Origin of the sequence: Comamonas trifloxystrobinivorans (assembly GCF_043359985.1) — a bacterium.
GTDB lineage: Bacteria > Pseudomonadota > Gammaproteobacteria > Burkholderiales > Burkholderiaceae_C > Comamonas > Comamonas trifloxystrobinivorans.
The window spans coordinates 12,810-37,017 of the sequence record NZ_JBHZGV010000023.1 but is presented as its reverse complement, the minus strand read 5'-3'; the positions used below and the strand labels follow the sequence as shown (position 1 = coordinate 37,017).

Annotated in this window: 24 protein-coding genes; 11 read left to right on the top strand and 13 right to left on the bottom strand. The window is 61.9% G+C overall.

All coding sequences use genetic code 11. The features are described from left to right. Positions 1–376: 376 nt before the first annotated feature. The 3 genes from ACFIQF_RS22020 to ACFIQF_RS22010 form a co-directional block, all read right to left on the bottom strand. Positions 377–922, bottom strand: a complete 546-nt coding sequence (locus ACFIQF_RS22020) for a hypothetical protein (protein ID WP_393945799.1) — start codon at positions 920–922, stop codon at positions 377–379. Between the two features lie 115 nt (positions 923–1,037). Next, positions 1,038–1,445, bottom strand: coding sequence for a hypothetical protein (locus tag ACFIQF_RS22015; protein WP_393945798.1), 408 nt, complete (start codon positions 1,443–1,445; stop codon positions 1,038–1,040). 139 nt (positions 1,446–1,584) lie between these two features. Further along, complete coding sequence (locus ACFIQF_RS22010; RefSeq protein ID WP_393945797.1) at positions 1,585–3,162, bottom strand: hypothetical protein; 1,578 nt, start codon at positions 3,160–3,162, stop codon at positions 1,585–1,587. A gap of 348 nt (positions 3,163–3,510) precedes the next feature. On the opposite strand from ACFIQF_RS22010, the gene ACFIQF_RS22005 reads away from it, so the two are divergent. After that, positions 3,511–4,353, top strand: a complete 843-nt coding sequence (locus ACFIQF_RS22005) for an ROK family protein (protein WP_393945796.1) — start codon at positions 3,511–3,513, stop codon at positions 4,351–4,353. A gap of 199 nt (positions 4,354–4,552) precedes the next feature. Here the strand turns inward: ACFIQF_RS22005 and ACFIQF_RS22000 are convergent, their stop codons facing one another. Both ACFIQF_RS22000 and alr read right to left on the bottom strand, forming a co-directional pair. Further along, positions 4,553–5,512, bottom strand: a complete 960-nt coding sequence (locus ACFIQF_RS22000; protein WP_393945795.1) for a bifunctional helix-turn-helix transcriptional regulator/GNAT family N-acetyltransferase — start codon at positions 5,510–5,512, stop codon at positions 4,553–4,555. 339 nt (positions 5,513–5,851) lie between these two features. Beyond that, entirely contained in the window at positions 5,852–6,955 is a 1,104-nt protein-coding gene (gene alr / locus ACFIQF_RS21995) for an alanine racemase (RefSeq protein ID WP_393945794.1), read from the bottom strand. 138 nt (positions 6,956–7,093) lie between these two features. Between alr and lplT the strand changes: the two genes are divergently transcribed. From lplT to ACFIQF_RS21980, 3 genes are all read left to right on the top strand, one after another. Further along, positions 7,094–8,398 carry a lysophospholipid transporter LplT gene (gene lplT / locus ACFIQF_RS21990; protein ID WP_393945793.1) on the top strand — a complete coding sequence of 435 codons (1,305 nt, stop codon included), beginning with the start codon at positions 7,094–7,096 and terminating at the stop codon, positions 8,396–8,398. Between the two features lie 76 nt (positions 8,399–8,474). Next, positions 8,475–9,356, top strand: a complete 882-nt coding sequence (locus tag ACFIQF_RS21985) for a DMT family transporter (protein ID WP_393945792.1) — start codon at positions 8,475–8,477, stop codon at positions 9,354–9,356. Between the two features lie 9 nt (positions 9,357–9,365). Then, complete coding sequence (locus ACFIQF_RS21980; protein WP_393945791.1) at positions 9,366–9,863, top strand: glutathione peroxidase; 498 nt, start codon at positions 9,366–9,368, stop codon at positions 9,861–9,863. Positions 9,864–10,163: 300 nt separating this feature from the next. Here the strand turns inward: ACFIQF_RS21980 and ACFIQF_RS21975 are convergent, their stop codons facing one another. From ACFIQF_RS21975 to ACFIQF_RS21950, 6 genes are all read right to left on the bottom strand, one after another. Beyond that, entirely contained in the window at positions 10,164–11,276 is a 1,113-nt protein-coding gene (locus ACFIQF_RS21975) for a ProQ/FINO family protein (protein ID WP_393945790.1), read from the bottom strand. A 210-nt stretch (positions 11,277–11,486) separates the two neighbouring features. After that, a complete protein-coding gene (locus tag ACFIQF_RS21970; RefSeq protein ID WP_393945789.1) occupies positions 11,487–12,266 on the bottom strand; it encodes an SDR family oxidoreductase in 780 nt (259 codons plus the stop codon). A 5-nt stretch (positions 12,267–12,271) separates the two neighbouring features. Next, positions 12,272–13,303 carry a 2Fe-2S iron-sulfur cluster-binding protein gene (locus ACFIQF_RS21965; protein WP_393945788.1) on the bottom strand — a complete coding sequence of 344 codons (1,032 nt, stop codon included), beginning with the start codon at positions 13,301–13,303 and terminating at the stop codon, positions 12,272–12,274. 67 nt (positions 13,304–13,370) lie between these two features. Continuing rightward, a complete protein-coding gene (locus ACFIQF_RS21960; protein ID WP_393945787.1) occupies positions 13,371–13,847 on the bottom strand; it encodes a GlcG/HbpS family heme-binding protein in 477 nt (158 codons plus the stop codon). A gap of 26 nt (positions 13,848–13,873) precedes the next feature. Further along, positions 13,874–15,331 carry an aldehyde dehydrogenase family protein gene (locus ACFIQF_RS21955; RefSeq protein ID WP_393945786.1) on the bottom strand — a complete coding sequence of 486 codons (1,458 nt, stop codon included), beginning with the start codon at positions 15,329–15,331 and terminating at the stop codon, positions 13,874–13,876. 101 nt (positions 15,332–15,432) lie between these two features. Next, complete coding sequence (locus ACFIQF_RS21950) at positions 15,433–16,170, bottom strand: iron-containing redox enzyme family protein (RefSeq protein WP_393945785.1); 738 nt, start codon at positions 16,168–16,170, stop codon at positions 15,433–15,435. Between the two features lie 324 nt (positions 16,171–16,494). Between ACFIQF_RS21950 and ACFIQF_RS21945 the strand changes: the two genes are divergently transcribed. The 5 genes from ACFIQF_RS21945 (at position 16,495) to ACFIQF_RS21925 (ending at position 19,447) form a co-directional block, all read left to right on the top strand. Next, positions 16,495–16,836, top strand: coding sequence for a 2Fe-2S iron-sulfur cluster-binding protein (locus tag ACFIQF_RS21945; RefSeq protein ID WP_393945784.1), 342 nt, complete (start codon positions 16,495–16,497; stop codon positions 16,834–16,836). A gap of 32 nt (positions 16,837–16,868) precedes the next feature. Beyond that, on the top strand, positions 16,869–17,189 hold the full coding sequence (locus ACFIQF_RS21940; RefSeq protein WP_393945782.1) for a ferredoxin: 321 nt from the start codon (positions 16,869–16,871) through the stop codon (positions 17,187–17,189). Positions 17,190–17,207: 18 nt separating this feature from the next. Next, the gene (locus ACFIQF_RS21935) at positions 17,208–17,498 is read left to right on the top strand and encodes a 2Fe-2S iron-sulfur cluster-binding protein (RefSeq protein WP_393945781.1); all 291 of its coding nucleotides are present in this window, start codon (positions 17,208–17,210) and stop codon (positions 17,496–17,498) included. Further along, entirely contained in the window at positions 17,495–18,244 is a 750-nt protein-coding gene (locus tag ACFIQF_RS21930) for a sulfite exporter TauE/SafE family protein (RefSeq protein WP_393945780.1), read from the top strand. The genes ACFIQF_RS21935 and ACFIQF_RS21930 overlap by 4 nt, the downstream gene beginning before the upstream one ends. A gap of 270 nt (positions 18,245–18,514) precedes the next feature. Next, positions 18,515–19,447: an ornithine cyclodeaminase family protein gene (locus tag ACFIQF_RS21925; RefSeq protein WP_393945779.1), complete on the top strand. Its 933-nt coding sequence runs from the start codon at positions 18,515–18,517 to the stop codon at positions 19,445–19,447. Positions 19,448–19,593: 146 nt separating this feature from the next. Here the strand turns inward: ACFIQF_RS21925 and ACFIQF_RS21920 are convergent, their stop codons facing one another. After that, positions 19,594–20,247, bottom strand: a complete 654-nt coding sequence (locus ACFIQF_RS21920; protein ID WP_393945778.1) for a GntR family transcriptional regulator — start codon at positions 20,245–20,247, stop codon at positions 19,594–19,596. Between the two features lie 303 nt (positions 20,248–20,550). Beyond that, positions 20,551–20,778, bottom strand: coding sequence for a hypothetical protein (locus tag ACFIQF_RS21915; protein ID WP_393945777.1), 228 nt, complete (start codon positions 20,776–20,778; stop codon positions 20,551–20,553). 391 nt (positions 20,779–21,169) lie between these two features. Between ACFIQF_RS21915 and ACFIQF_RS21910 the strand changes: the two genes are divergently transcribed. Together ACFIQF_RS21910 and ACFIQF_RS21905 are read left to right on the top strand one after the other, a co-directional pair. Then, on the top strand, positions 21,170–22,705 hold the full coding sequence (locus tag ACFIQF_RS21910; RefSeq protein ID WP_393945776.1) for a hypothetical protein: 1,536 nt from the start codon (positions 21,170–21,172) through the stop codon (positions 22,703–22,705). 4 nt (positions 22,706–22,709) lie between these two features. Continuing rightward, positions 22,710–24,182, top strand: a complete 1,473-nt coding sequence (locus ACFIQF_RS21905; protein WP_393945775.1) for a gamma-glutamyltransferase family protein — start codon at positions 22,710–22,712, stop codon at positions 24,180–24,182. Positions 24,183–24,208 lie beyond the last annotated feature (26 nt).

Sequence of the window (24,208 nt, the reverse complement as noted above, 5' to 3'; positions counted from 1 at the left end):
ACTTTTTGTAAATCAAGTCAGCTTGTTCTGCGCCCCTTGTCGGGTGGTGCATGACGTCCAGCCGCACCTGGAGAATGTCTGCCACCAGGAGCCTGTTGCGGTTGACCGCGCCCCGGAAAGTGGACAGTGGAAAAGGTGCTTGCCGGAGTATGAAGTCTGGCTGCTCTGCGGGCGATGCCATCAGCCCCGGCCAGTCTCTGGAGCCTGGCTTGGGCAGCCTGGGCACATAGACATGGGGCGGGACGCCACTGACGTTTCCAATGTCCAGCGCATCCGCAGCTGCAAACAGCCCGAGGCAGGCATCTTGAGGGTGCTTGCCCAGCAGGGCTTGAATTTGTTGAGTGGCAGGAATCCGCAGCAGAAAGCGGCACGGGATCTATGGACAGGGGCGCATTGCGGCAGCACTCCAGCGGCGGAACAGCTCTTCGCGACGCACCAGCTTCAGGTCCGCACAAGACTCGCTCAGGAACCCCTCACTGCGCGGTTGTTGCAGAAATTGGGATGCGCTCATGGCGGAAGCCTGCGCGCACTCCGCCAGCTCTGAGTCGCTTTTGAACTCTCTCCTTGGGGCGTTCAACAGAGCTTCGGGCAGTTCGCATGCCAAGAGGAGCTTCAGCATGCACTGGTTGAGGTCCGAGAAAAGATTGATGGCCTGCGGCGGGCGGCTGGCCGTCACGCGGCTGGCCTCTTCAGGCAATTGGTTCAACTGCTGGAGTGCGGCATCACTGAAATACTTCTCGCCACGCCCCGAGACGACGCCCACGGGAACATCTTTCGCAAACTGCTGGGCAAACTGATCGACGTGATTTGTCAGAGACAACGATGCTTCCGGCACCACGATGATCGCAAGTGGAACGGCGTCGTCAAACTGCTCGGCTGCCACCCGGGCTTGAAGAATCGCCATCGACAACATCGGCAGCACGCGGTCTGGCCGCCCTTCGGACAGCGCCTTGACTCCGACGATAGAGCGAGGACTGTTATCGACCAGGAACGGACAAGCCGCAGCGAGGCCACAGTAAAGCCGCCGAGGCAAAACCTCATGAATTCCATGGAACCTCTTTCAACTCCCATGCGCTTTCAAGTTTTCTGCGCTTAACAATTTGGTTTGTTACGTTCGTAGGCATACTTGAGGAGTAATCGGAATCCCAGATATAGCGCTCTTGAGACCATGTCAGCATCGCCTCCGCGCTGCTCCAATAGAGCTTGGAAAGTAGGAGCTCAAACTCTTCAATCCATTCTCGTTCCAAGGTATAGAATTCTTTGTAACCTGCTGCAAAATGGATGTGGCTGCCGTAGTACGCATGCCTGCAGTAAGGAACAAGAGAAAAGAGGTAATTGGGAAGGTAAACGCCTGTTGAAGGAAGTTGCCTAATTTGCTCAAGGTTGTGATCATCTTGAATGTAGTCAGTGTAACCTTCAATGAATCCATATACTCGTACTGGCATTTTCTTGTAAACCGGGTTGAATTAAGAACAGTTTGTGTACGTGTTGCTCTTTGCCTGAGCAGCTTTTTTAAGTGCTTGCGTTAGGCCTGCAGTGGAAAAAACAGCAACACCAGCAAGTGGTCAGAATCCCGCTTGCATGTCAGTCGAGTGGAATATTTCCCAGGCCCATCCAATTGCCATGGCGGTCTCGTACTCGAAAATAGTCGGATGACAAGAAAAAATCGTCCGGAGATTTAAAGCGGGATGTGTTGGATGGAGATGTACTCCGCAAACAATTAAACTCCCCTGCCTCTGCGGAGTAGCGGCACTTCACCGAACCGTCTTCATTGGCCGCCATATCGCCGTCCATGCGGTTGAGGGTGGTCGTGATGGGCATTCCATTGGCCTGAAACCACGAGAAATACCATTCGCCGAAAAGCTTTTCCGCGGTGCTTTGCGGCAGCTCCATTGGCAAACGCTGCATGGTTTTAAGCGCTTCGCCTGGAAACTGGACCTGCGCCAAGGCTAAAGAGCGGTCAAATCCCCCCAGTACGCTGACGCGCACCTCGCCCGCACTTTGAGCCAGTTCGGCGATAGCCGGAGCACCACCTACACTTCGGCCGCCCTTATATTGGTTCAATACCAAGGTCGCTGTACTGGTGTAACTCCTTTCACTCTCCTGCTGATAGCCCCCGACACCCATAAAAAACGTGGGCTGCCCATTGGCTTGGTAGGCAAACACCTGCATGGTCAACAGATCTCCCTGGGCGTCCAGGCTGATACCTCGGCCGGGTTTGCCAGTCAGTTCGTCTTGCACGATCCATACGCCATTGCTCGGCATGTACACCGGCGAGCTGCCATAGTAGACCCCCGGAAAATTGGAACTGAAAGACTCCAGCCCGTTAATGCAACATCCGGTCTGGATCGCACCGCGGTAGGGAAAATCCGTCCGTGTATTCACCCCCTGCAAAAGCAACGGCGCAACAGCGCCCTCTCGCAAACTGATGCTCCCGGCAGTTTGCGAGCCCACCATACGGAACTCTGCCGCCTGCACCGAAGGGGCCTGCGTTGCATCAACCGCTTCGCAGCGGATAGTCTCTTTGTGCGCCGGGCGTGTGCACTCCAATGTATTGGTAAGTGCGCCTTTGCGCAGTATCAGAGGCATGGGGTCTTGCAAACCCCATTGCAGCTCTGCTTTCCAGTCTGCTACCACCTGGCCTTGTTCGTTCAACGCAAGCCAAACAGCGTATCGCTTGGCTCGCATCCACCGTTCAGACTGGTAGTACGGCGAATCACGGCCGGTAAAAACATAGCGCTCAATCGCCACCTCTGGCTCGCCAGGCAGTTGCAGCGTGCCTTGAAGCCCGTTGCTAAAGCTGAGCTTCACATCGCCCAGCACCTTGTCTTCCTGGGCATCGCGCGGCTCGCTGCCAAAACTGCGCCCGCCTGTGTAGCGCACCAGCGGCGCGGAGACTGTGTTGCCTTGCATTTGGCCCACTGCGGTGTAGAAAGTGGCATCGCCATTTTTCTCGTAGCCAAACATCTGCATGGCAAAAGTATTGCCTTGCACGTCGATGCCCAGGCCTCGCCCCGGTTGGCCATTGAGCTCTGCACTGATAACCCAGGTGCCTGATTGCGGCGTAAAGTCGCGCGCCGCCCAACCCGCCGACGAGAACAGGCTGATTCCCAAGGCAGTGGTGAATGTGAAGAGATGCCGGCTGACGGTGATGCTTGCCATGGTTTCCCCATTGGTTGAGACAGGATCAAGTGCAGCTTTTGACTGTAGGCCGCGCGATCACGTGATGGGCTGTTTTGGGTCAATGGCAGACCTCGATACCGTGCAGCAAAATTTCGAATTCCGGGCTGCATTGCGAGCTAAACGCCCCGAAGATTTCTATCGTGTCATTGCAAACAACACATGGCAGTGGCAGCTCAAACTTGACGGCATTACGCTAGATCCTTCAACGGTCTCAGCGTGTGACTTTGTGCTTGGCGCCAGGTATACACGGAGCCAAGTTTTTACTGGGCTCATGTACGCAAGGGCTGTTATCGGCCAGAAGCGCACACTGCGCTACGGAGGTAAAACATGGTGAATGAGGTCTTTCAGTCCGCCGTAGGGGTTGATCTTGGTGGGACCAAGCTGCTGCTGAGGTATCGAGATCACACCCAGCGATTCGAAACCGGGCCCGATTTCGGCGCTGCTGATTTAACGGATATTTTGAAGAATTTTATTGGGCGGTACGTCAAGGCAGATGGTGTGATTGGCATAGCTGTACCTGGCGTTGTCGAAAATGGTTCTGTGGTCGCCTGTGATGTCTTGCCAAAATTGCTTGGGTGGAAAGCCGATACTCTGCTCAGCCCCAAAGTCAGCAAAGTTTCCTTGGCAAACGATGCGAATGCAGCACTGCACGCGACTGTTATTGACCTGGCGGGTGACAAGACAGCCGTCACTGTCATGGTGGGTACGGCCATTGGTTGTGGTCTCATGATCGACGGCAAAGTGTTGCGCGGCGCAGGTGGCTGGGCTGGCGAACTTGGCTATTGGCCGGTGCAGACCTCTGGCTCGCAGTGGAGCAGGCTCGACGATGTTGCCGGAGGACGCTACATGGCTAATCGACTTGACGTTGACGGAAGCCAGCTGGCGCTGTTAAGCCAGCAGGGCCATCGGGCGGCCTTGGAGGTGATTGCAGAAGGTGGACGCGCGCTTGGGCGTGCACTTGGGGGAGTCATCAATCTACTGAACCCCCATCGTCTCTCGGTCGGCGGTGGCACCCTCAAGCTTGTTGGGTATTGGGAAGAGGCGCAAACCCAAATCAAAGCCTCGGCGATCCCAAGCATGCTGGCGGAGTGCGAAATACGGACGGTTCACGAGTTGGAAGATCTCGTTGCCATGGGCGCCGCTCAAATTGCGCTGACGCCTCTTCGCTAAGCCTGTGTTCCGCCCACCATGTCCGCTCCGGGTTGCGAAAGCAGCCACTCAAAAAGCTGCAGCTTCGTGAGCCGAATCCAGAGGCTCAACCCAGCCAAGCTCAAACCTGAGAACAGCTGCGCTTGCAACGGCGAGGAACGGCTGGCCGCTGCAGGCATCCACAAAGCCTACACCTCTGCCATTGCGCTGTGAGCCATTGTCAAGCAGGCTTGCACAAGCGCACAAACTGCTGCTCGGTGACCGTGCTGCCCCACTGCTTTCCCGGTTCTTCATGCGTCAGCACAAAACCAAAGGATTCGTAGAGTTTGCGCGCCGCATGCAGGCCCTTGAAAGTCCAGAGATGGATTTCTGCGAACCCGCGAATATCGCAAAAGGCCATGGCTTCGGCCATGATGTGCCTGCCCACGCCACTGCCTCTGCAGCCGTCATCCAAAATGAACCAGCGCAGGTGGGCCTTGTTGTCACCCAGGTCTTGCCCATCGATGGCGAGCGAGCCAACGATTCGATCATTGAGCGTGGCCAACCACACCCGGTTGCAGGGTTCATGGAGCCGCCCGGCAAACTCTGCCACCCCGCTAGCTACCCGGCTCTCAAAGTACTGCCCAAAGCCTGAATGTGCTGAATAGAAAGCCGCGTGCATTTCGGCAATACGGCCCACCATGCCTGGCCGGTAACCCGTGACCACGGTGACAGCGCTTGCTGGCCGCGAGCCGTCGGCTTGTAGACGATGGGCCTTGAGCGCCTCGGCATAAGCGCTGAGCCCTTGTGCAACCGCTTGTTGCTGCGAGCGGTTCAAGTGCTCAAACGCGCTTTTCACCTGCATTTGGCCATATGCATGGATGTGCGCCACCGTTTTGCGCCCTTGGTCCGTCAGCCGCAGCTGTTTGATACGAGCATCTGTGCTGTGGGCTTCTTCGGTGAGCTCGCCCGCTGCAATCAGTTTTGCCAGCATTCGGCTCACGCTGGACTTCTCCAGCCCCAGCAGTTGCACCAGCTGTGCCGAAGCGATGTTTTCGTGGGCATCAATCTCCAGCAGCGCATGCACCGCAGAGGCCGAATAGTTGGTAGCAGCCAAGGTGGGCTGCATGAAACCCAGCTCCCTCACCATCATGCGAGAAGCTGCTCGGATAGATTCCACTTCGGAATGGGAGGAGGTCATGTGGGGCTCCAGGGCGATAAAGGTTGCATATTACAACCAATAGGTTGCAACATACAACAATTTTTTATCGTGTACATGGCGCGATGCCAGCAACAGACGGGATGGAGAGGAGCGCGACCAACGCAGGCCGGCGCTCTGATGCCCGCTCAAGAGTGAGGGGCTGCTAAGTGAAGCGCCCTAATGCGAACCACATGCTCACGCAAAGGCCGTACCAGCCTCAGCCTCCGCCCTAAACCCAGCGGTGGAGCGGTACCAGCAAACAGCACAACGCCAGTGAACAAAACCGGCCTGAATGAAGGCGCCACCAGCCCGCTCAGAGCTGGCAACACCGCCCTCACGTCAGTGGCTATCCGTCACTACCGGCACCCGCGGCGCCACCGCACACATCAGCTCATACCCAACCGTGCCCGCCGCCTGCGCCACTTCGTCAATGGACAGCACGGCACCGTTCGAGGCTCGCCCCCACATGGTGACTTCGCTGCCAAAACCAGCTTCGGGAATGTCGGTAAGGTCGACCGTGATCATGTCCATGCTGACGCGGCCAATCAGGCGCGAGCGCTGGCCGTTGACCAGCACGGGCGTGCCGGTGCCGCAGTGGCGCGGGTAGCCGTCGGCGTAGCCGCAGGCCACCACGCCAATGCGCATGGGTTTGTCGGCGGTGAATTTGGAGCCGTAGCCCACGGTGTCGCCCGGCTTCAGGGTTTGCGTGCCGATGACCTTGGTGGACAAGGTCATGGTGGGCTGCAGGCCCCAGTCGTCGGCGGTTTTCTCGGGGTAATCGGGGGCGCTGCCGTAGAGCAGAATGCCGCCGCGTACCCAGTCGCCGCGCTCGTTGGCGGGCATGTCGGGGTTGCGCAGCATGGCGGCGCTGTTGCAGATGCAGCGCTCGCCGGGCAGGTCGCGCGTAGTTTCGTCAAACACGGCCAGTTGGGCGCCAATGCCTTTGGCGGTGTCGGCGTCGCTGAAGTGGGTCATGAACGAGATTTCGTCCACTTGGGTGAGCGCGTTCAGGCGTGCCCAGGCCGAGCGGTAGCGGTCAGGCGTGAAGCCCAGGCGGTTCATGCCCGAGTTCATTTTGAGGAAGACGCGGTGCGGCTGCTGGGTTTTGTGCGCTGCCAGCCAATCAATCTGCTGATCGCAGTGCACGGCGTGCCAGATGTTCAGGCGCGAGCACAGCTCCAGATCGCGGGCGTCAAACACGCCTTCGAGCAGCAGGATCGGGCCGCGCCAGCCCAGGTTGCGAATACGCTCGGCCTCAGACAGCTCCAGCAGCGCAAAGCCGTCGGCGGCGCGCATGCCTTCAAACACATGTTCAATACCATGGCCGTAAGCGTTTGCTTTCACCACGCACCATAATTTTGCGTCGTGTGCCGCCTGCCGGGCGCGTGCCAGGTTTTGTTGCACGGCAGCGGTATGAATGGTGGCTAGAATGGGACGCGGCATGGCAGATACTCACAACAAGATGATGAAAACCCCTGGCATTCTGGCACTCTCCCGCCCAGCCTGCGTGCTATAACCTCGACTCCCTACCCGCAGGTTACCTATTTCTTGCGCCATTAGCGCTACTGATACATCTATCGAATGAAGCGCGGTTTCTACACCATCATGTCGGCGCAGTTTTTCAGCTCGCTGGCCGACAATGCCCTGTTCGTGGCGGCGGTTGATCTGCTGATCAACTCCGGCGCGGCCGAATGGCAACGGGCAGCCCTGGTGCCCATGTTTGCCCTGTTTTATGTGGTGTTGGCGCCCTTTGTGGGCGCTTTTGCCGACGCCTACCCCAAGGGCCAGGTCATGTTCATCAGTAACGCCATCAAGGTGATTGGCTGCCTGCTGATGCTGTTTGGCCACCACCCGCTGCTGGCCTATGCGGTGGTGGGCCTGGGAGCTGCCGCTTACTCGCCAGCCAAGTACGGCATCCTGACCGAGTTGCTGCCGCCGAGCCAGCTGGTGCGCGCCAATGGCTGGATCGAGGGGCTGACGATCACCTCCATCATCCTGGGTGTGCTGCTGGGCGGCCAACTGGTGGGCGCCAATGTCTCGGGCTGGCTGTTGTCGTTTGATCTGCCGCTCATCGACACGCCTATCGACACCCCGTCTGAAGCGGCCATCTGCGTGATTGGCGTGCTGTACGCGGTGGCCGCCTGGTTCAACACCCGCATTCCGCGCACCAATACCGAGCTGGTGCCGCTGCGCCAAGACCCGTCGCGCAGCATGTTCGCCAATGTGCTCGATCTGCTGCCCGATTTCTGGCGCTGCAACCGCCGCCTGTGGCAAGACAAGCTGGGCCAGATCTCGCTGGCCACCACCACCTTGTTCTGGGGCGTGTCGGGTAACTTGCGCTACATCGTGCTGGCTTGGAGCGCGGTGGCGCTGGGTTACAGCACCACCAAGGCTTCTGCCCTGGTGGGCGTGGTGGCCATTGGCACGGCCGTGGGCGCCATTTTGGCCTCGGTACGCATGAAGCTGGACGGCGCCACCAAGGTCATTCCGCTGGGCATTGCCATGGGCCTGCTGGTGGTGTGCATGAACTTTATCGACAGCATCTGGCTGGCCGTTCCGTTTTTGATTGTGCTCGGCGGCCTGGGCGGTTTTTTGGTGGTGCCCATGAACGCCTTGCTGCAACACCGCGGCCACAACCTGATGGGCGCCGGCCGCAGCATTGCAGTGCAGAACTTCAACGAGCAAGCCTGCATTCTGGCGCTAGGCGTGCTCTACAGCCTGTTCACCAAGCTCGGCCTGTCGGCCTATGGCGCCATCACCTGCTTTGGCCTGCTGGTGGCCGGCATCATGTGGTGCATCGGCTTGTGGCACCGGCATAATTGCAAGCACCACAGTGCCGAGGTGGAGCGCTTGCTGGACATTGCCCGCAACGACAACTGCCACTGATGACGCTGGCGGGCCTCCAAAATCTACAAAATTGATAGCTGATTGCGCTTGATGGACGGGCGCTAGCACCGTTTTCATGCAAGCTGCGCTGCCTTTTCTCGCCCTCATGAGCAATGCCCTGATCTGGGGCACGATCTGGTGGCCTTTCCGCCAATTGCAGGCGCTGGGCGTGCACCCGGTGCTGGGCACGGCGCTGGTTTACCTGATTTTGTTTGGCGGCCTGCTGCTGCTCAAACCCCACGCCGCCAAAATAGCGCGCCATCACCCGATGCTGGCCCTGCTGGCCTTCACCTCGGGCACCACCAATGTGCTGTTCAACTGGGCCGCCACCACCGGAGATGTGGTACGCGTGGTGCTGCTGTTTTATCTGATGCCCGCCTGGTCGGTGCTGCTGGCCTGGTATTTTCTGGGCGAAAAGCCGAACAAATATTCCATCCTGCGCCTGGTGCTGGCCTTCAGCGGCGTGTTGATCGTGATGATTCCGCCCGGCGCCAGCTGGGCCAGCTTGACCGCCAACCTCTCGCTGCCCGATGCGCTGGCCATTGTGGGCGGCTTTACCTTTGCCGGCACCAATGTCGTACTGCGCAGCCAATACCGCGTGCCCGGCGAGGCGCGCATGCTCGCCATGTTCTTTGGCGGCCTGGTGGCTGGCACGCTGATGACAGCGCTGGGCATGGCCGTAGGCAGCATCGGCGCGCTGCCGCCGCTGCAATGGGGCTGGCCGCTGATGGTGCTGGTGGTGGCCGTGCTGATCATGCTGAGCAACTGGACACTGCAATACGGCGCATCGCGCCTGGCCGCTACCACGGCGGCGGTGGTGATGCTGTCCGAGGTGGTGTTTGCTAGCGCCTCGAACGTGCTGATCGAAGGCACGGTGCTGTCGGGCCGCTTGCTGCTGGGCGGCGCGCTGGTGCTGTCGGCATCGCTGATCGCAGCCATTGAATCCAAGCTGCCGTAATATGCGCCCATGGCCAGCAACACCCACCGCATCCAAGACTTTGTTCTCCACGACGCCAACGCGCAACCGGTGCCGCTGTCGCGCTACGCCGGCCAGGTGCTGCTGATCGTCAACACCGCCACGGCCTGCGGCTTTACACCGCAGTTGGCGGGGCTGGAGCAGTTGCAGCAGCAATACGGCCCGCAAGGCTTGCAGGTGCTGGGCTTGCCCTGCAACCAGTTTGGCGCGCAGGCACCGGGCAGCAATGCCGAGATTGCGCAGTTTTGCGAGCTGCGCTACCAGACCAGTTTCCCCAGCCTGGCCAAGATCGATGTGAACGGCCCGCACACCGATGCGCTGTTTGCCTGGCTCAAAGCACAAGCGCCCGGCCTGTTGGGCGGGCGCATTTTGTGGAACTTCACCAAGTTTCTGGTAGGGCGCGACGGCCAGACGGTACAGCGCTTTGCGCCTACGACCAAGCCGGCCAAGTTACAAAAAGCTATTGAGCAGGCGCTGGCCGCCCGCTGACTACGCGCTGCAAATGCGCCGCCTTACTCCAGCAGCGCCGATTCCAGCCCTGCTGCAATGCTGGCCAGGCCAGCGATCACGCACACTGCGCCCCAGAACTTGCGCAGCCAGCGGCGGGTTTTTTGTGGGGTGGACATGCGGCTCTCCTCTTGCTGGTGATACTGGCTTTGGATAGGCCCATCACCGATGCAGGCTGCCAGTGTAAACAGCCCGGCCGGTGCCAGCAAGCTGGCCCATAAAAAACAACCGCCAGGGCTGGTTCAACCAGCGCTGGCAGCTATCAATTTTGCGTTCAGGGTTTTACTCGGCGGCGGGAGCAGCGCTGTCGTCTGCCGCATCCGCTTCAGCGGCTGGTGCAGGCGCGGGAGCTGCGGCAGCCGGTGCTGCGGCAATCGCCTTCAGCTGGGCTGCGCGTTGCAGGTGGCGCTCGGCAGCGGCCGGGTGCATGCCGTACATCTCGGCAAACTCGGCCACGCTCTTGCCGCTGGCGGCGTGGGCGGTGGCCAGGGCTTCAGCCTTGGCGTCGAACTCGGCCACTTCTTGCATGGCGGCAGCCAACAAGGCTTGCGTGGCTTCGTCCTTGACCTGCACGCGCTCCAGGAAGGCGTCGCGCGTCAGGTTCGAGGCGATGTAGGCCATGCCCATGCGGCGGCGCAGCTTGACCTGCAGGTCTTCGCCCTCACGCGGCTTGCGGCGGCGGAAGGCCTCGACCAGCGCGTGGAACACGTGCTCGGGCGCCATGGCTTCGACCACATTGCCTTGCAGATCGTGGCGCGGCTCGCCCATGGCGACCGCGTTCAGGTAGCGGGTGGAGCGCGTGTGCAAGCCCAGAGCCACCTTCAGCTCGTTCTTCTCGAAAGCTTCGGGGTGGGCAGCCATCAGATCTTGGAAGATGCCGCGCTTGAGCGGCAGCGGCTGATCACCAAACAGCGCGGGGTACATGCCGGCCAGCTTTTCCACCACCGGGTGGCGTGGGCGGGGAGGTGCCTTGGGCGCAGCCGGTGCGGCCTCGCGGCGGGGGCCACGCGGGCCTTGGCCACCTTCGCGGCGTGCGCCGTTGCCGGGCTTGTTGCTGCGGCGGGGGCCGTTGTTGTTATTGCGTGCAGGGCGATCACCAGCGGGGCGTTCGGCACGCTCGGCGCGGGCTGGGCGCTCAGCGGATTCTGCCGCTTCGGCTGCAGCCGGTGCCTCGGGCACTTCGAGCGCGTGGCCCTTGGTGGCGGCGCGCAGGGCGTCGGCCATGGCCGAGTTCAGCAGCGGCTTGGCGCCAGCCGGGCGCTCGGCTCGCGGCTCGCGGCGCTCCTGCTTGCGTTGTCCCTGGTGCTGACGCGCACCGCCGCCGGCTGCGGGCGCTGCAGCAGCTGGCGCTGGCGCGGAAGCATCAGAAGAGGTGTTGGTGGTCGGTTCGGTCATAAACAGGGCTTGCGCAGAAAAAAGTGCAGACCCGCCAACAGCGGCTGCACCGGTAAAAAGCAAAACGCCTTGGAACACCCAAGGCCGGTCTGCAAGTATAACGAATCACCCGGCAACACGGTTGGCGGGGGCCGACGGCAAGCAAGGGTTTCAGCCTCGCTCGCTGCGCGCCGCCCGCACGCCGCGCTTTGCTGCGCACGGTATCCGGTATCAATAGGTGCCCGGGTACTCGCCGCCGTCGATCAGCCAGCTCTGGCCGGTGACATAGCCGGTATGGGCCGATGCCAGATAGGCGATCAGCGCGCCCACTTCTTCGGGCTTGCCAAAGCGGCCGGCGGGGTTGCCGGCTTCGCGGGCCTTGCGGATCTCGGCCACCGGCTTGCCGCTTTGCTTGGCCAGCTTGTCGATGTGGCGGGTTTGCGCATCGGTATCGAAAGCGCCGGGCAGCACGTTGTTGATGGTGACGTTGTGGCGCACCGTCTGGCGTGCCAGGCCGGCCACAAAGCCCACCAGGCCGGAGCGTGCGCCGTTCGACAGGCCCAGCTCGGCATGCGCCACCTTCACGCTGCGCGAGACGATGTTGATGATGCGGCCGTAACCGCGCTCTTGCATGCCGTCGACCACGCGGCGGATCATGTCGATGGGGCCGACCATCATCATGTCCAGCGCTTCGTGCCAGGTCTCGTCCGTCCATTCGCGGAAGTCGCCGGGCGGGTAGCCGTCGGAGTTGTTCACCAGAATGTCGGGTTGCGGGCAGGCAGCCATGGCCGCTTCGCGCCCGGCTTTTTTGGTGATGTCGGCCACCACATAGCGCACGGCGCGGCCACATTCGGCCGACAGCGCCTGCGCTGCGCTTTGCAAAGTGGCCTCGGTACGGGCCGCAATCACCACATCGGCGCCTTCCAGCGCCAGCTGACGCGCCGCCGCATAGCCCATGCCCTTGCTGCCGCCCCATACCAGGGCGGATTTGCCGCTCAATCCCAAATCCATGGTTTTTATTCCTCGTTGAGTTCTGCCACTGCGGCCGCTTCGTTCTGGAAGACGAAGCTGTCGCTGTATATCTTGTCCAGCGCCGCGCCCGACAGGGCCAGCAGCGCCTTGGCTTCCTGGATCATAGAGGGCGATCCGCACAGGTAGACCGAGTGCTCGGACAAATCGCCAAAGTCTTCGGCGATGGCATGCTGCACGTAGCCGCGACGGCCAGCCCAGCTGTCCGAGGCGCGCGAGAGCACGGGCACAAAAGTGAACTCGTACAGGCGCCCGGCCCAGGCGGCGATTTCGTCCAACAAATAAAGATCGGCCTCGCTGCGCATGCCCCAGTAAAAGTGGATCGGCGGACAGTCCTCGTCGTCCAGCAGCGATTCGAGAATCGCCTTGATAGGTGCAAAACCCGTGCCGGTAGCCGCAAACACCATGGGCTGGTAATCCTTGGCGTGGTAGTAGAACGTGCCGTGCGGCAGCTCCACATCCAGCACGTCGCCGGGCTGGGTGCGGGCCAGCATCTGCTCGGTGAAACGACCACCGGCAATCTTGCGGATTTGCAGCGTGACGCGGTTGCCTTGCTGCGGGCTGGACATGGAGAAACTGCGGTGCTCGCCACCGGGCAGGCAGATGTTGAGGTACTGGCCAGGCGCGTATTGCACGCCATGGTCGCTCGGCAGATCCAGAGCCAGATGGTAAATATCGGGCGTGTGCAGGCGGATTTCAGCCACCGTGGCACGCAGCTGCGTGGGCGCGGAGCAAGCCGGCCCGCTTTCCACGCTGATCACCAGATCAGACTGCGCGCGCGCCTGGCAGGCCAGCGCATAGCCTTCGGCATGCTCTTCGTCGCTCATGGCCAGCGGCAGCTCGCCGTCGGCATAGGCAAAGCTGCCCTCTTCCACCTTCATGCGGCAGGTGCCGCAGCCGCCAAAAGTGCAGTCGTGCGGCAGGTCCACGCCTTGGCGCGTGGCGGCATCGAGCACCGATTCGTCGGCGCCCACCTCAAACGATTGCTGCGTTTGCAGCCACAGTACGCGGTAGTTCATCACCAACCTCTCGTGCTCAATTTTTAATCAAGACAGCGCTGGCGCGCACGGGGTGCGCGCCAAACGCTCACTTTTTGATATCTGCCTGCACCACCACCGAGGCGCTGGCGCCCAGGTGGTCGGCCAGCGCTTGCAGCGCGGCCACGCCGCAGGCGGTGTCTTGCTCGCCATTGCCGCCCGAGAGGCCCACGCCGCCAATCACCTCGCCATTGACGACGATGGGGTAGCCGCCCACGAAGACCGCAAACTTGCCCTCAAAGCTCCACTGGATGCCAAAGGCTTCGTTGCCGGGCAGCGCGGGGCCGTTGGGCGCGGTGTTGAACAAATGCGTGCTGCGCTTGTGGCCGGCGGCGGTGAAGGCCTTGTTCCAGGCGATTTGCGGGCCGGTGACGCGGGCGCCATCCATGCGCTCGAGCACCAGCGGGAAGCCGCCTTCGTCGGTGATGCAGACGGTTTCTGGCACGCCAATCTCCTGGGCCTTGGCCAGGGCGGCACGGGCCATCAGACGGGCTTCGGCGGCTTCGAGTTTCAATGCGGTTTTCATGGTGTTTTCCTGATGGTTGTGAGGGCTCAGACGCCGCGGTACACGGTCTTGAGTTGGGTGAAAAATTCCAGCCCGGCCCGGCCCGATTCGCGGAAGGTGGAGGTGCTGGAGTTTTTCAGGCCGCCAAAGGGCGCGTTCACCAGGTTGCCGGTGGTCGTGCGGTTGATCTTGACGGTGCCCGACTGGATCTCGTTGGTGAACACGTGCATGTAGCGCGGGTTGTTGGTGACGATGGAGGCCGAGAGGCCGTATTCGGTGTCGTTGGCAGTGGCGATGGCGTCGTTGAAATCAGCCACTTCAATGATCGCCAGCACCGGGCCGAAAATCTCTTCCTGCGCAATGCGCATGCTGTTCTTCACGTCGGTAAACACCGCGGGCGAGACGTAGTAGCCCTTGTCAAACTCGGTGCCCGTCAGGCGTTCGCCGCCGCACAGCAGGCGCGCTTCGCTTTTGCCGATGGCGATGTACTTGAGCACGGTCTGCAGCTGCTTTTCGGTGGCCAGCGGGCCCAGATCCAGGCCGGGCTGCATGCCATTGCCGATCTTGAGTGCGGCCACGCGGGCCAGCAGCTTGTCGGTAAAGGCTTGTTTGACGCTCGGCACCACCAGAATGCGGCTGGTGCCGGTGCAGGCCTGGCCGGTGAGCGAGAAGCCGCCCTTGATCGCCAGGTCCACGGCCAGGTCCAGATCCGCATCTTCCATCACGATCAGCGGGTTCTTGCCGCCCAGCTCCATCTGCAGGCGCGTGGTCAGATGCACGGTGCGGTGGATCTGCGTGCCGGCAGTGGTGGAGCCGGTGAAAGAGATAGCGCGGATATTGCTGGAGTTGGTGATGACCGGTCCCACTTCGCCAGCCCGGCCGGTAACGCAGTTCACCACGCCAGCGGGCACGCCGGCTTTCTCCAGCGCTTCCACCAGGCGGATGCCGGACAGCGGCGCATCCGACGAAGGCTTGAACACCACGGTGTTGCCAGTGATCAGCGCAGGCGCCAGCTTGCGGGCGGGGATAGAGGCGGGGAAGTTCCAGGGCGAGATCACCGTCACCACGCCCAGTGGCTCACGGTGGCTGAACACGTGCATGTTCGGGTCGTCTTGCGGATAGGTTTCGCCGCCGTAGGTCTGGCCTTCGGTGGCGTAGAAGCGGAAGGTTTGTGCGCTGCGCAGGAACTCGTCCTTGGCCTGCGCCAGCTGCTTGCCTTCTTCGCGCGTCAGCTCTTGCGCAAACTGGTCGGCGTGTTGTTCGATATAAGTGGCCGCGTCGTTCAAGATTTTGGCGCGCTTGCCAATCGGCGTTTTGCGCCAGGCGTCAAACGCCTTTTGTGCAGCCTGCACAGCGGCTTCGGCATCGGCCGGGCCCGACGCCTGGAAACGGCCGACCACATCACTGGTATCGGCTGGGTTGAGGTTGTCAAAGGTGCTGCCTAGCAGGCAGGGCACCCAGGCGCCGTCGATGTAATTCAGAAACGTTTGCGCTGTGTCGGCCATGGTGGTGTCGGTGTGATGTGTGGGAGAGAGAGCTGCCGCTGGCGAGATGCGGCCAGCGGCGGGGCGGGCGGCGGTGCTGCCGCCCTGGGGTGGCTGGCGCTTTAAGCGGCCAGCAGTTCTTCCATGGGAATGTTCAGGTCTTGCGCCACGTAGTCGTGGTAGAGCGCGGTCGTGTACAGCAGACGCATTTGCGCGCCGATTTCGCAAATCTTCAGGCACTGGGCTTGCAGCTCGGGCGTGTTGGCGTGCTCCAGCACGATCTGGTAGCCACGCTCGCCGTGGATTTCGTCCGAGACGATGTGCAGATCGAAGAACTCGACTTCCTCGTCGGTGAAACCGTACTTCTCGCGCAGCGTCGGGGTCTGCTTGCGGTAGATGGAGGGCACTTGCGACTCCAGGCCCACCACCAGGCCGGCAACGGCCACCACAGGGTCTTCGCGCATGGCCACGCTGTAGCACCAGGCTTGCAGGCCGCGCGTCGTGGGCGACATGTTGTCAGGATCAATCACGCGCTCCTTGGTGGTGCCGCAGGCCTCGGCAAAGCGGATCAGCAGATCGGTGTGGCGGTCGCCGCCGATTTCCTCTTCGTACATGTTGGCCAGCAAAAAGTCCTTCGCTTCGACCATGTGCGCTGGCGTGCGGGCATACAAGTAACCCAGGTAGTCAGCAAAAGGGCCGACGTAGTGGTAGTGGTTCTCGGCCCAGCGAGCCAAGTGGGCACGGCTCAGGCGGCCGGTGGCCCAGGCCACGCTGAACGGGGCCTTGTTGGCGCTCTTGCCTTTGATGGCGTTTTCCAATGCGGCGCGGAATTCGTCGCGGTTCATCAGTTTGTTGGTCATGGTGCTTCCTCAGTAGGTGATCGGTACGTCGCTGAGGCAAGCAGAGCCAAGCGACGAGAGTTAGAATACTGTATACAACATACTGCGTCAACGCATCCAGCCATTTTCTGAATCGGTAGTTTCCCTGAAACCCATCGCTCCACACTGAGGCCAGTCACCGAGAGATTCACGCTTTCCCCTCTGCTCCTCCTTCTGAATGCCTCCAGCATTAACAACACCCGCCAGACCATCTCAGGCAACGCGCAAACACCTCGCGTAATCCCTAATTCCGGTTGACACGATTATTTGTATACAGTATTCATAACTAGCCACCGAGGACCCCACATGCCCCTGATCACGTTTCACAAGAACGGCCAGACCTACCAAGACGAGGTCAAGGCTGGCTCCAACCTGGTGGTGCGCGCCGGCATCAAGCAGTACCCGTACCCGCACCTGGCCTACCAGTGCGGCATGGGCAAATGCGCCACCTGCGCCTGCAAGATCATTGCCGGCGGCGAAAACCTGCCACCACCCAACTGGAAAGAGAAAAAGCAGCTCGGCGACCGCCTGGAACAGGGCTACCGCCTGGCCTGCCAGCTGTGGCTGGAGCACGACCTAGAGCTGGAGCAACTGCCCACTGCTACCGACACCGCCAGCGCAGCCACCCCAGCAACACCCGGCGCCTGAGCGCCGCCCTACCCGATACAGAAAGCCCACCCATGTTTGTGATTCTCACCAGTAAACCCGGCCAATACCGTACCGTGCCCAGCGCCGACATCGAACTGCTCGAAGCCTGGGATTACCTGTTCTACGGCCGCCTGCAGGCCCAGTTTCTGATCGGCAAGCTGCTGCGCGAAACCAAGGTGCAGGTGGTGGAAGAAGACGCCTCGGGCACGGTCAACCGCGTGCCCTCCAAGTTTCTGGAGCGCTTTGACACGCTGGCGCAAGCCCACCAGGAGCTGCAGCACCTGTGCAATTTCGGCTCGCTGGACGCCAAGCTGGTGCCCGTCGCCTTGCCTGCCGCTGCAGCTGCGGCCTGAACTCTGGAGCCGATTCCCATGCCCACGATTACCTTCGTCACCAACGACAACAAAGCCGTACAAGCGCCCGACAACAGCAACCTGCTGCGCGTCTCGCTGCGCGAAAAAGGCGGCATTCCCTTCAAATGCGGCGGCGGCCTGTGCGGCACCTGCAAATGCAAGATCGTTGAAGGCCTGGCCAACACCGACACCATCAAGGCCAAGGAGCGCAAGCACTTCACGGAAGAGCAGTTTGCCGAAGGCCACCGCCTGGCCTGCCAGACCTTTGTCAACGGCGACATCAGCGTCAGCTGGGCCGTGCCCGCATGATGGGCGCCTGGGCCAGCTTTGCCGAACACCTGAGCGCCGGCCGCTACCTGACCATGGGGCTGATGGTACTGGCCGGTGCCGCCATGCAAGGCGTGGGCGGCCTGGGTTACGCCATGTTCTGCGCGCCGCTGGCGGCCATCTTCTTCCCCGAGCTGGTGCCCGGCCCGCTGCTGGCAGTGGGCGCGCCACTGGCCTTGCTGGCCTATTTGCGCGAACGTGAGGCACTCAACGGCAAGGTCGCCGCAGCCACCTTGGTGGGCCGCGTGATTGGCACTTTCGCCGCCACCGGCCTGCTCGTGCTGGTGAGCGCCAATGCGCTTTCCATCTTGTTTGCCGTGCTGATCTTGCTGGCCGTCACGCTCAGCACCGTGGGCTGGCGCGTTCGGCCCACCACGGCCAATCTGTCGATCGCCGGCGTGGCCAGCGGCATCATGGGCACCATCACCGCCGCTGGCGGCCCGCCCTTTGCCATTGCCATGCAACACCTGGCACCGCCCACCATGCGCTCAACGCTGGGCGTGGTGTTCTTTGCCGGCACCATCGTCTCCATCGCCGCGCTGGCCTGGGTCGGCAAGATGGGCGCGCAGGAGTGGCTGTACTTTGTAGTGCTGCTGCCTTGGATGCTGGTGGGCTTTTTCGCCTCCAACCGCCTGGCGCGCCACGTCTCCAAAGCCGCCATCCGCCAATGGCTGCTGGGCACCGCCGCCATCAGCGCCTGCATTATCTTGCTCAAGGTATGGCTGTAAACAGTCCACCACGAGAAGACGCTATACGGTATTGGTATCCCAACACCACCTAAGCAGCGTAGCGGGCCCATGAACCAACCACCGCAATGGCGAGATGGCCGCGCAGGCGCGACGTCGGGGGCGCAGACAGTACGCCTGTACGGCAAGCCCCCGCAACAAAGCCTGCGCGGTCATATCGCCACCCCAAAACGAAAACTCTCCACGCCAGCGCTGGCCACCATTTCGTCACACCGCTAAAGCTCCCCTAAACCACTTCGAGGTTCCATTTCCATGCTGCATATCACCGATTCGATGGTGGACCGTTTGGTGTCCGCTGACCAGGCTTTACATTCCATGCGCCTCGCCTTCTCCGCTTTCGGCCGGGGCGAGGCGGCCATGCAGGCGCGCGAGCGCACCGACGCCGGAGGCGTAAAACTCTCCACCCTGGGGGCCGTCATCCCCGATCTGGGGGTGACCGGGGCCAAGGTCTACACGACCATCAACGGCCAGTTCAATTTTGTGATCTTGCTGTTCTCCACCCAAACCGGCGCGCCGCTGGCCACCATGGAGGCCAACGCCATCACCCGTTTGCGCACGGCTGCCACCACAGTGCTGGCAGCGGAATACCTGGCGCCCGCGCAAGCCAAGCGCCTGTTCTTGTGCGGCGCAGGCGTGCAAGGCCTGGCCCATGCACAGCAAATGGTGCGGCGCTTTGGCCTGGAGAGCATCCAGGTGTTCGACCCGTATGCCAGCGCCGATCTGGCAGAGCGCCTGACGCAGCTGACCGGCGCCAGCGTGCAGCGCGTGGACAACACCGACGGCGTGGCCGAGGCCGACATCATCGTCACCGCCTCGCGCTCCAAAGAGCCCTTGTTTGCTGGCGAGCGCATCAAGCCAGGCGCATTTGTGGCGGCCATCGGCTCCAGCCTGCCGCACACCCGCGAGCTGGACGACGCAGCGCTGGCACGCGCTTCGGTCGTGGCCGTGGAATGGAGAAAGCAAGCCTTGCAAGAAGCAGGCGACCTGGTGTTGGCATCGCCGGGCCTGAATGTGGCGCAAAAAGTGGTAGAGCTGGGCGAGCTGGTCAGCGGCCAACTGCCGGCCCAGCGCCCGCAAGCCGCAGCGGCGCAGAACATCACGCTGTACAAGGCCGTCGGCGTGGGTTTGGAAGATATTGCACTGGCCGGCTTGGCCTACCAGAACCACCTGCAGCAAAGCAGCTGATAAGGGCGCGGGCGGATTACCTGCAGATTGCGCGGACTGGGCACGCCGCCGCAGCACACAACAAAACAGCCGCGGCATGCGGCTGTTGGTGTTTGCGTGAGCGCTTGGTGAGGCCAGCTTATTCAACCGGCCAGCGCCCAGCTTCATCAGGGCTCAATGCCTGCGGCGTTATAGATGTGGCGCGCCGCCAGCAGACCAGCCAGCTCTGGATCGCCCTTGATCACGGCGCGCAAAATGGCAGCGTGCTCTTCCCAATTTTGCGGCGCACGTTCACGGCTGCGTTGGGCAAACAACACGGCAGTACGATCGCGCAGCGAGAGCATTACCTCTTGCAGCACCGAATTGGCGGCCACCTTGCCCAGGGCACCGTGGAACTTCTGGTTCAGATCGGCCAGCACTTCGGCATCGCCCGAATGCGCGTTTTTCACGCCCTCGGCCAGCAAGGCCTCCAAGGCGGCAATCTGTACCGGATCGTGGCGCTTGGCGGCCAGGCGGGCATTGAGCGCTTCCAGCGTGGCGCGCACCTCGACCAGTTCGCGCAGCAGATCGCCGTGAAACTGTGCCACCGAGGCACCGCGGCGCGGCTCGATGATCACCAGCCCGCTGGCAGCCAGCTGGCGCAACGCCTCGCGCACGGGCATGCGCGATACCGAAAACTCTTCCGACAGTCGTTCTTCCACCAGGCGCTCGCCCGAGGCCAGCTCGCCCGACATGATTTTCTCGCGCAAAGCCTCCACCAGCTGCTGGGTCAGCGGCGAGTGGTTGAGTGCAGGTTTTTTGTCTCCGTTGGCAATGGGCATGAAAGTCGGTCCGATCGATTCTGGGTGTTCCCCTGCCCGTCGCAGGCCCCGGTAAGGGCCGGCCAGTGCACTAGCGCCAGGGCGGTCCGCAGGATACACCGGCCGCGCAGGCTGCACACGTAGGCAGAAGTCGCGCACCAGTTTACATGCCTAGGCGACGCCCCAACACCTTCTGGATACAACAGTCGCCCCGCTTTGACGAAGATTCAGCAGCTTGCGCGACATTCCGCCCAGAGGTGTGGTCAGATCACCGGCAGCCCGATTACCACCGTTTTGTATACAAATAAGCCTGTAAAAGCGCGATCAACGGCCTGCGCGGCGGATCTCGGCGAACGAGCGGGTGTCTTGCATGGCTTGGGCCCACAGGCGCTCGGCCGGCATCTCGGCCAGGCGCTTGGCCTGCCAGGCGACAACGGCGCTCTCCAGTCGCGAGAGCCAGCCCAACGAGGCGGGCAATACAGGCTGGACCACGGCAGTGAGCACCTGCATGGCGGCTTCGGGGGAGGTTGCGGAGAGAGTAGCTGGTTTCATAAGGCAAGTGTCTTGGGAACGCACCTCATATGCGCTTGTCTTGGTAGTTACCCTAGTGTATCCAATGTACCAATCCATACCTTGACGCCAAATCAATAACCCTACGCTATTCATACCTGCCCTCCATTCCAGCCGAAACCCCGTATTCATAGGGATTTTCAAGAGATTTCAGCTATCGATACAAGACACAAAGTGCGCCTTTCCGCCTTCGGAGAAAAGGCAACATTTTCTGAGCCCCCCATTTTTGTATACGAAAAATGCGAATGACATCTATTTAACCTGGGTATATTGCATGTTGCAGCGCAGTATTTCTGGTATTCCCTGATGATTTTTTGCATTTGTGTATTTAGTATACAAGGCGGCTGTTAAATCATTCCAAGGAGTAGCCACGATGGATGCGTCAATCTCTATAGGCCCCGCGCACTGGGCCTACCTGGCCGGGGTGCTGGTCATCATTCTCACCATGGCGTTCCGGGCGAACGTGGTGGTGCCATCACTCATCGCCACCATCGTGGTGGCCTTCGCCTATAGCGGCAGCGTCATCACCGGCATTGGAAGCATATTCAGTGCCAGCATGGCGGCAGCCAAGGAGTTGTTCAATATCTTCCTGATCATTGCGCTAATGACGGCGCTGCTCAATTCGCTCAAAGACCTGGGCTCGGACATCCGCATGGTCAAGCCTTTTCGGGCGGTGATGAAGAACGGCCATGCCGCCTACTTCATCCTGGCCCTGGTCACCTATCTGATCTCGCTGTTCTTCTGGCCCACGCCGGCCGTACCCCTGGTGGCCGCCGTGCTGCTGCCAGCAGCCATTGCCGCAGGTCTGCCCCCCATTGCCGGTGCCATGGCGATTGCGATTGCGGGCCAAGGCATGGCGCTGTCGTCCGACTACGTGATTGGCGTAGCGCCCGGCATCAGCGCCAAGGCCGCCGGCGGCATCAGCGCCGTGGCGGTGGGCGACAAGGCACTTCTGCTGTCCTGGGTGGTCGGCATGATCGCGCTGTTCCTGTCGTACCTCAAGATTCGCAAGCTCATCGTGCCGGGTAACAATGCTTTGCTGGAGCGCTGGGAGCTCAACCCCGTCGGCATCAACGCACAGATCGAAGGCGCCGCCACCTATGACAAGGCCGAGATCGCTCGTGGCACTGCGCACGACGAAGACCTGGGCACCAACTCCGAGCTGGAAGCCGCCTTGAAAAAGACCAAGAGCCTCGAAGGCGCCTCCAAGCTGTTTGCCGTCGTGACGCCGCTGGCGTTCTTGTTGGTGATTCTGGTCATGCTCGGCCCCAAGTTCATCGCTGGTGCCCCCGATCTGAAAGGCGGCGACGCCGCCATGTTGATCGGCGGCGTGGCAGCACTGCTGATGATCTGGGCCACTACGGCCGCCCAGGGCTTTCGCAAGATGCTCGACGGCGCCGCCGACCATGTTACCGACGGCTTTGTCTTCGCCTTCAAGGCCATGGGCTCAGTGCTGCCGATTGCCGGCTTCTTCTTCATCGGCTCGGGCGAAACCGCCGGCCCGATCCTGGGCATCGCTCCCGGCGCCGCCGTACCCAATCTGTTGTTCGAGCTGGTGCAGGCCGGCCAGCACCTGATCCCCGACAGCAAGCTGCTGGTCTCGTTTGGCGTGCTGATCATGGGCATGATCACCGGTATCGACGGCTCCGGCTTCTCCGGCCTGCCTCTGACAGGCACCTTGGCCGGCGCGCTGGGCCCCGCCTCGGGCATGGATGTGTCCGCGCTGGCAGCCCTGGGCCAGATGGGCGCAGTCTGGACCGGCGGTGGCACGCTGATCGCCTGGTCGTCACTGATCGCCGTGGCCGGCTTTGCGCGGGTCAACGTGCTGGAGGTGGCGCGCGCCCTCCTGATTCCCGTGATTCTGGGCTTGATTGCTGCGGTGCTGACCGCCGTGGCTCTGTGGGGTTGATGCGATGGTGGATGACCAGTTGCTCGGCGTCACCGGCACCCAGGCCATGGTGGCCACTGGCCACCCGCTGGCCGCCCGCGCCGCCCAGGCCCAGTTGCTGGCCGGCGGCTCGGCGGTCGATGCGGCCATTGCCGCCGACGCCGTGCTCGGCGTGGTCGAGCCCATGGCCACTGGCATTGGCGGCGATCTGCTCGCCATGCTGGTGCCGCCCGGCCTGGCAGCAATCAGCTACAACGGCACCGGCCGTGCACCACAGGCCTTGACGGCCGAGATGGTACAGGCGCTGCCGCAGCACAAAATCCCCGAGCGCCATCCTTTGTCCGTCACCACGCCGGGCGCCGTGCAAGGCTGGTGGGATCTGCATCAGCGCTTTGGCAAGCGCCCCTGGGCCAGCCTGTTTGCCGATGCCATAGCCGTTGCTAGCGCCGGCTTTGCCGTAGCGCCGGTGGCGGCCCGCGAATGGGCGCTGTTCCAAAAAGTGATTGCCAAAGACCCGGACAGCGCCACTCTGTACCAGGCCAGCCAGCCACCGAAGGCGGGCGAGATTTTTCGCAACCCGGCTTTGGCGCAACTGCTGGGCGAGATTGCCGCACAAGGCCCCAGCGCCTTCTACCAAGGCCGTATTCCGCAAGCTGCCGAGCAAGCCATGCAACGCCATGGCGGTGTGCTGGCTGCTGCCGATTTTGCAGCGCACCGGGGCGAGTTCTGCACGCCGGTGAGCACTGAATTCCACGGCTGCATAGTGCACGAATGTCCGCCCAACACCCACGGCGTGGCCGTGCTCCACGCCTTGCAGGCACTGGAAAACCAGGCCGTGCCCAACAACGCGGGCGAACAAGCTGTGCGCATGGTGCAAGCCATGGAAGCGGCCATGGAGCACGCCAAAAAAACCGTGGCCGACCCGGCGGGCAACACCGTCTGCACCACCGTGGTCGACGCTGATGGATTTGCCATCACCTTGATGAGCAGCGTCTTCAAACGCTTTGGCTCCGGCTTTGCCGTGGCGGCAGGCGGCTTTGTGCTGCAAAACCGTGGCCATGGCTTTGCCGAGCCCGGCCACATCAACGGGCCGACGCCCGGCAAACGCCCGTACCACACGGTGGTGCCAGGCGCGGTCACGAAAAACGGCCAGTTTCTGGCTGTCATCGGCGTGGTGGGCGGCGCCATGCAACCGCAAGGCCAGGTGCAGCTGCTCAGTCGCATGCTGGCCGATGGCGAAGCGCCGCAAGCTGCGCTCAACCAACCGCGCTGGCGGCTGGAAGGCAAGCGCGTGTTGGCCATCGAAAGCGGCACGCCGGCCGAGGTGAGCACCGCCCTGCGCGCCGCCGGCTACCTGGAACCCAGCGGCGAAGGCGAGCTGGGCGGGCGCAGCGATTTTGGCGGTGCGCAATGCATTCTGCGCTTGCCCGATGGCCGGCTCTGCGGCGCCTCCGACCCGCGCAAGGACGGCATGGCCTTGGCCGTCAACATCCGCTAAAGCGCTATTTAAAAAGATTGTTTGCT

What these genes read in the sequence shown, in the direction of transcription:
- ACFIQF_RS22015 (WP_393945798.1), bottom strand. Translation starts at nt 1,445, where the DNA reads ATGCCAGTACGAGTATATGGATTCATTGAAGGTTACACTGACTACATT.
- ACFIQF_RS22010 (WP_393945797.1), bottom strand. Translation starts at nt 3,162, where the DNA reads ATGGCAAGCATCACCGTCAGCCGGCATCTCTTCACATTCACCACTGCC.
- ACFIQF_RS22005 (WP_393945796.1), top strand. Translation starts at nt 3,511, where the DNA reads ATGGTGAATGAGGTCTTTCAGTCCGCCGTAGGGGTTGATCTTGGTGGG.
- ACFIQF_RS22000 (WP_393945795.1), bottom strand. Translation starts at nt 5,512, where the DNA reads ATGACCTCCTCCCATTCCGAAGTGGAATCTATCCGAGCAGCTTCTCGC.
- alr (WP_393945794.1), bottom strand. Translation starts at nt 6,955, where the DNA reads ATGCCGCGTCCCATTCTAGCCACCATTCATACCGCTGCCGTGCAACAA.
- lplT (WP_393945793.1), top strand. Translation starts at nt 7,094, where the DNA reads ATGAAGCGCGGTTTCTACACCATCATGTCGGCGCAGTTTTTCAGCTCG.
- ACFIQF_RS21985 (WP_393945792.1), top strand. Translation starts at nt 8,475, where the DNA reads ATGCAAGCTGCGCTGCCTTTTCTCGCCCTCATGAGCAATGCCCTGATC.
- ACFIQF_RS21980 (WP_393945791.1), top strand. Translation starts at nt 9,366, where the DNA reads ATGGCCAGCAACACCCACCGCATCCAAGACTTTGTTCTCCACGACGCC.
- ACFIQF_RS21975 (WP_393945790.1), bottom strand. Translation starts at nt 11,276, where the DNA reads ATGACCGAACCGACCACCAACACCTCTTCTGATGCTTCCGCGCCAGCG.
- ACFIQF_RS21970 (WP_393945789.1), bottom strand. Translation starts at nt 12,266, where the DNA reads ATGGATTTGGGATTGAGCGGCAAATCCGCCCTGGTATGGGGCGGCAGC.
- ACFIQF_RS21965 (WP_393945788.1), bottom strand. Translation starts at nt 13,303, where the DNA reads ATGAACTACCGCGTACTGTGGCTGCAAACGCAGCAATCGTTTGAGGTG.
- ACFIQF_RS21960 (WP_393945787.1), bottom strand. Translation starts at nt 13,847, where the DNA reads ATGAAAACCGCATTGAAACTCGAAGCCGCCGAAGCCCGTCTGATGGCC.
- ACFIQF_RS21955 (WP_393945786.1), bottom strand. Translation starts at nt 15,331, where the DNA reads ATGGCCGACACAGCGCAAACGTTTCTGAATTACATCGACGGCGCCTGG.
- ACFIQF_RS21950 (WP_393945785.1), bottom strand. Translation starts at nt 16,170, where the DNA reads ATGACCAACAAACTGATGAACCGCGACGAATTCCGCGCCGCATTGGAA.
- ACFIQF_RS21945 (WP_393945784.1), top strand. Translation starts at nt 16,495, where the DNA reads ATGCCCCTGATCACGTTTCACAAGAACGGCCAGACCTACCAAGACGAG.
- ACFIQF_RS21940 (WP_393945782.1), top strand. Translation starts at nt 16,869, where the DNA reads ATGTTTGTGATTCTCACCAGTAAACCCGGCCAATACCGTACCGTGCCC.
- ACFIQF_RS21935 (WP_393945781.1), top strand. Translation starts at nt 17,208, where the DNA reads ATGCCCACGATTACCTTCGTCACCAACGACAACAAAGCCGTACAAGCG.
- ACFIQF_RS21930 (WP_393945780.1), top strand. Translation starts at nt 17,495, where the DNA reads ATGATGGGCGCCTGGGCCAGCTTTGCCGAACACCTGAGCGCCGGCCGC.
- ACFIQF_RS21925 (WP_393945779.1), top strand. Translation starts at nt 18,515, where the DNA reads ATGCTGCATATCACCGATTCGATGGTGGACCGTTTGGTGTCCGCTGAC.
- ACFIQF_RS21920 (WP_393945778.1), bottom strand. Translation starts at nt 20,247, where the DNA reads ATGCCCATTGCCAACGGAGACAAAAAACCTGCACTCAACCACTCGCCG.
- ACFIQF_RS21915 (WP_393945777.1), bottom strand. Translation starts at nt 20,778, where the DNA reads ATGAAACCAGCTACTCTCTCCGCAACCTCCCCCGAAGCCGCCATGCAG.
- ACFIQF_RS21910 (WP_393945776.1), top strand. Translation starts at nt 21,170, where the DNA reads ATGGATGCGTCAATCTCTATAGGCCCCGCGCACTGGGCCTACCTGGCC.
- ACFIQF_RS21905 (WP_393945775.1), top strand. Translation starts at nt 22,710, where the DNA reads ATGGTGGATGACCAGTTGCTCGGCGTCACCGGCACCCAGGCCATGGTG.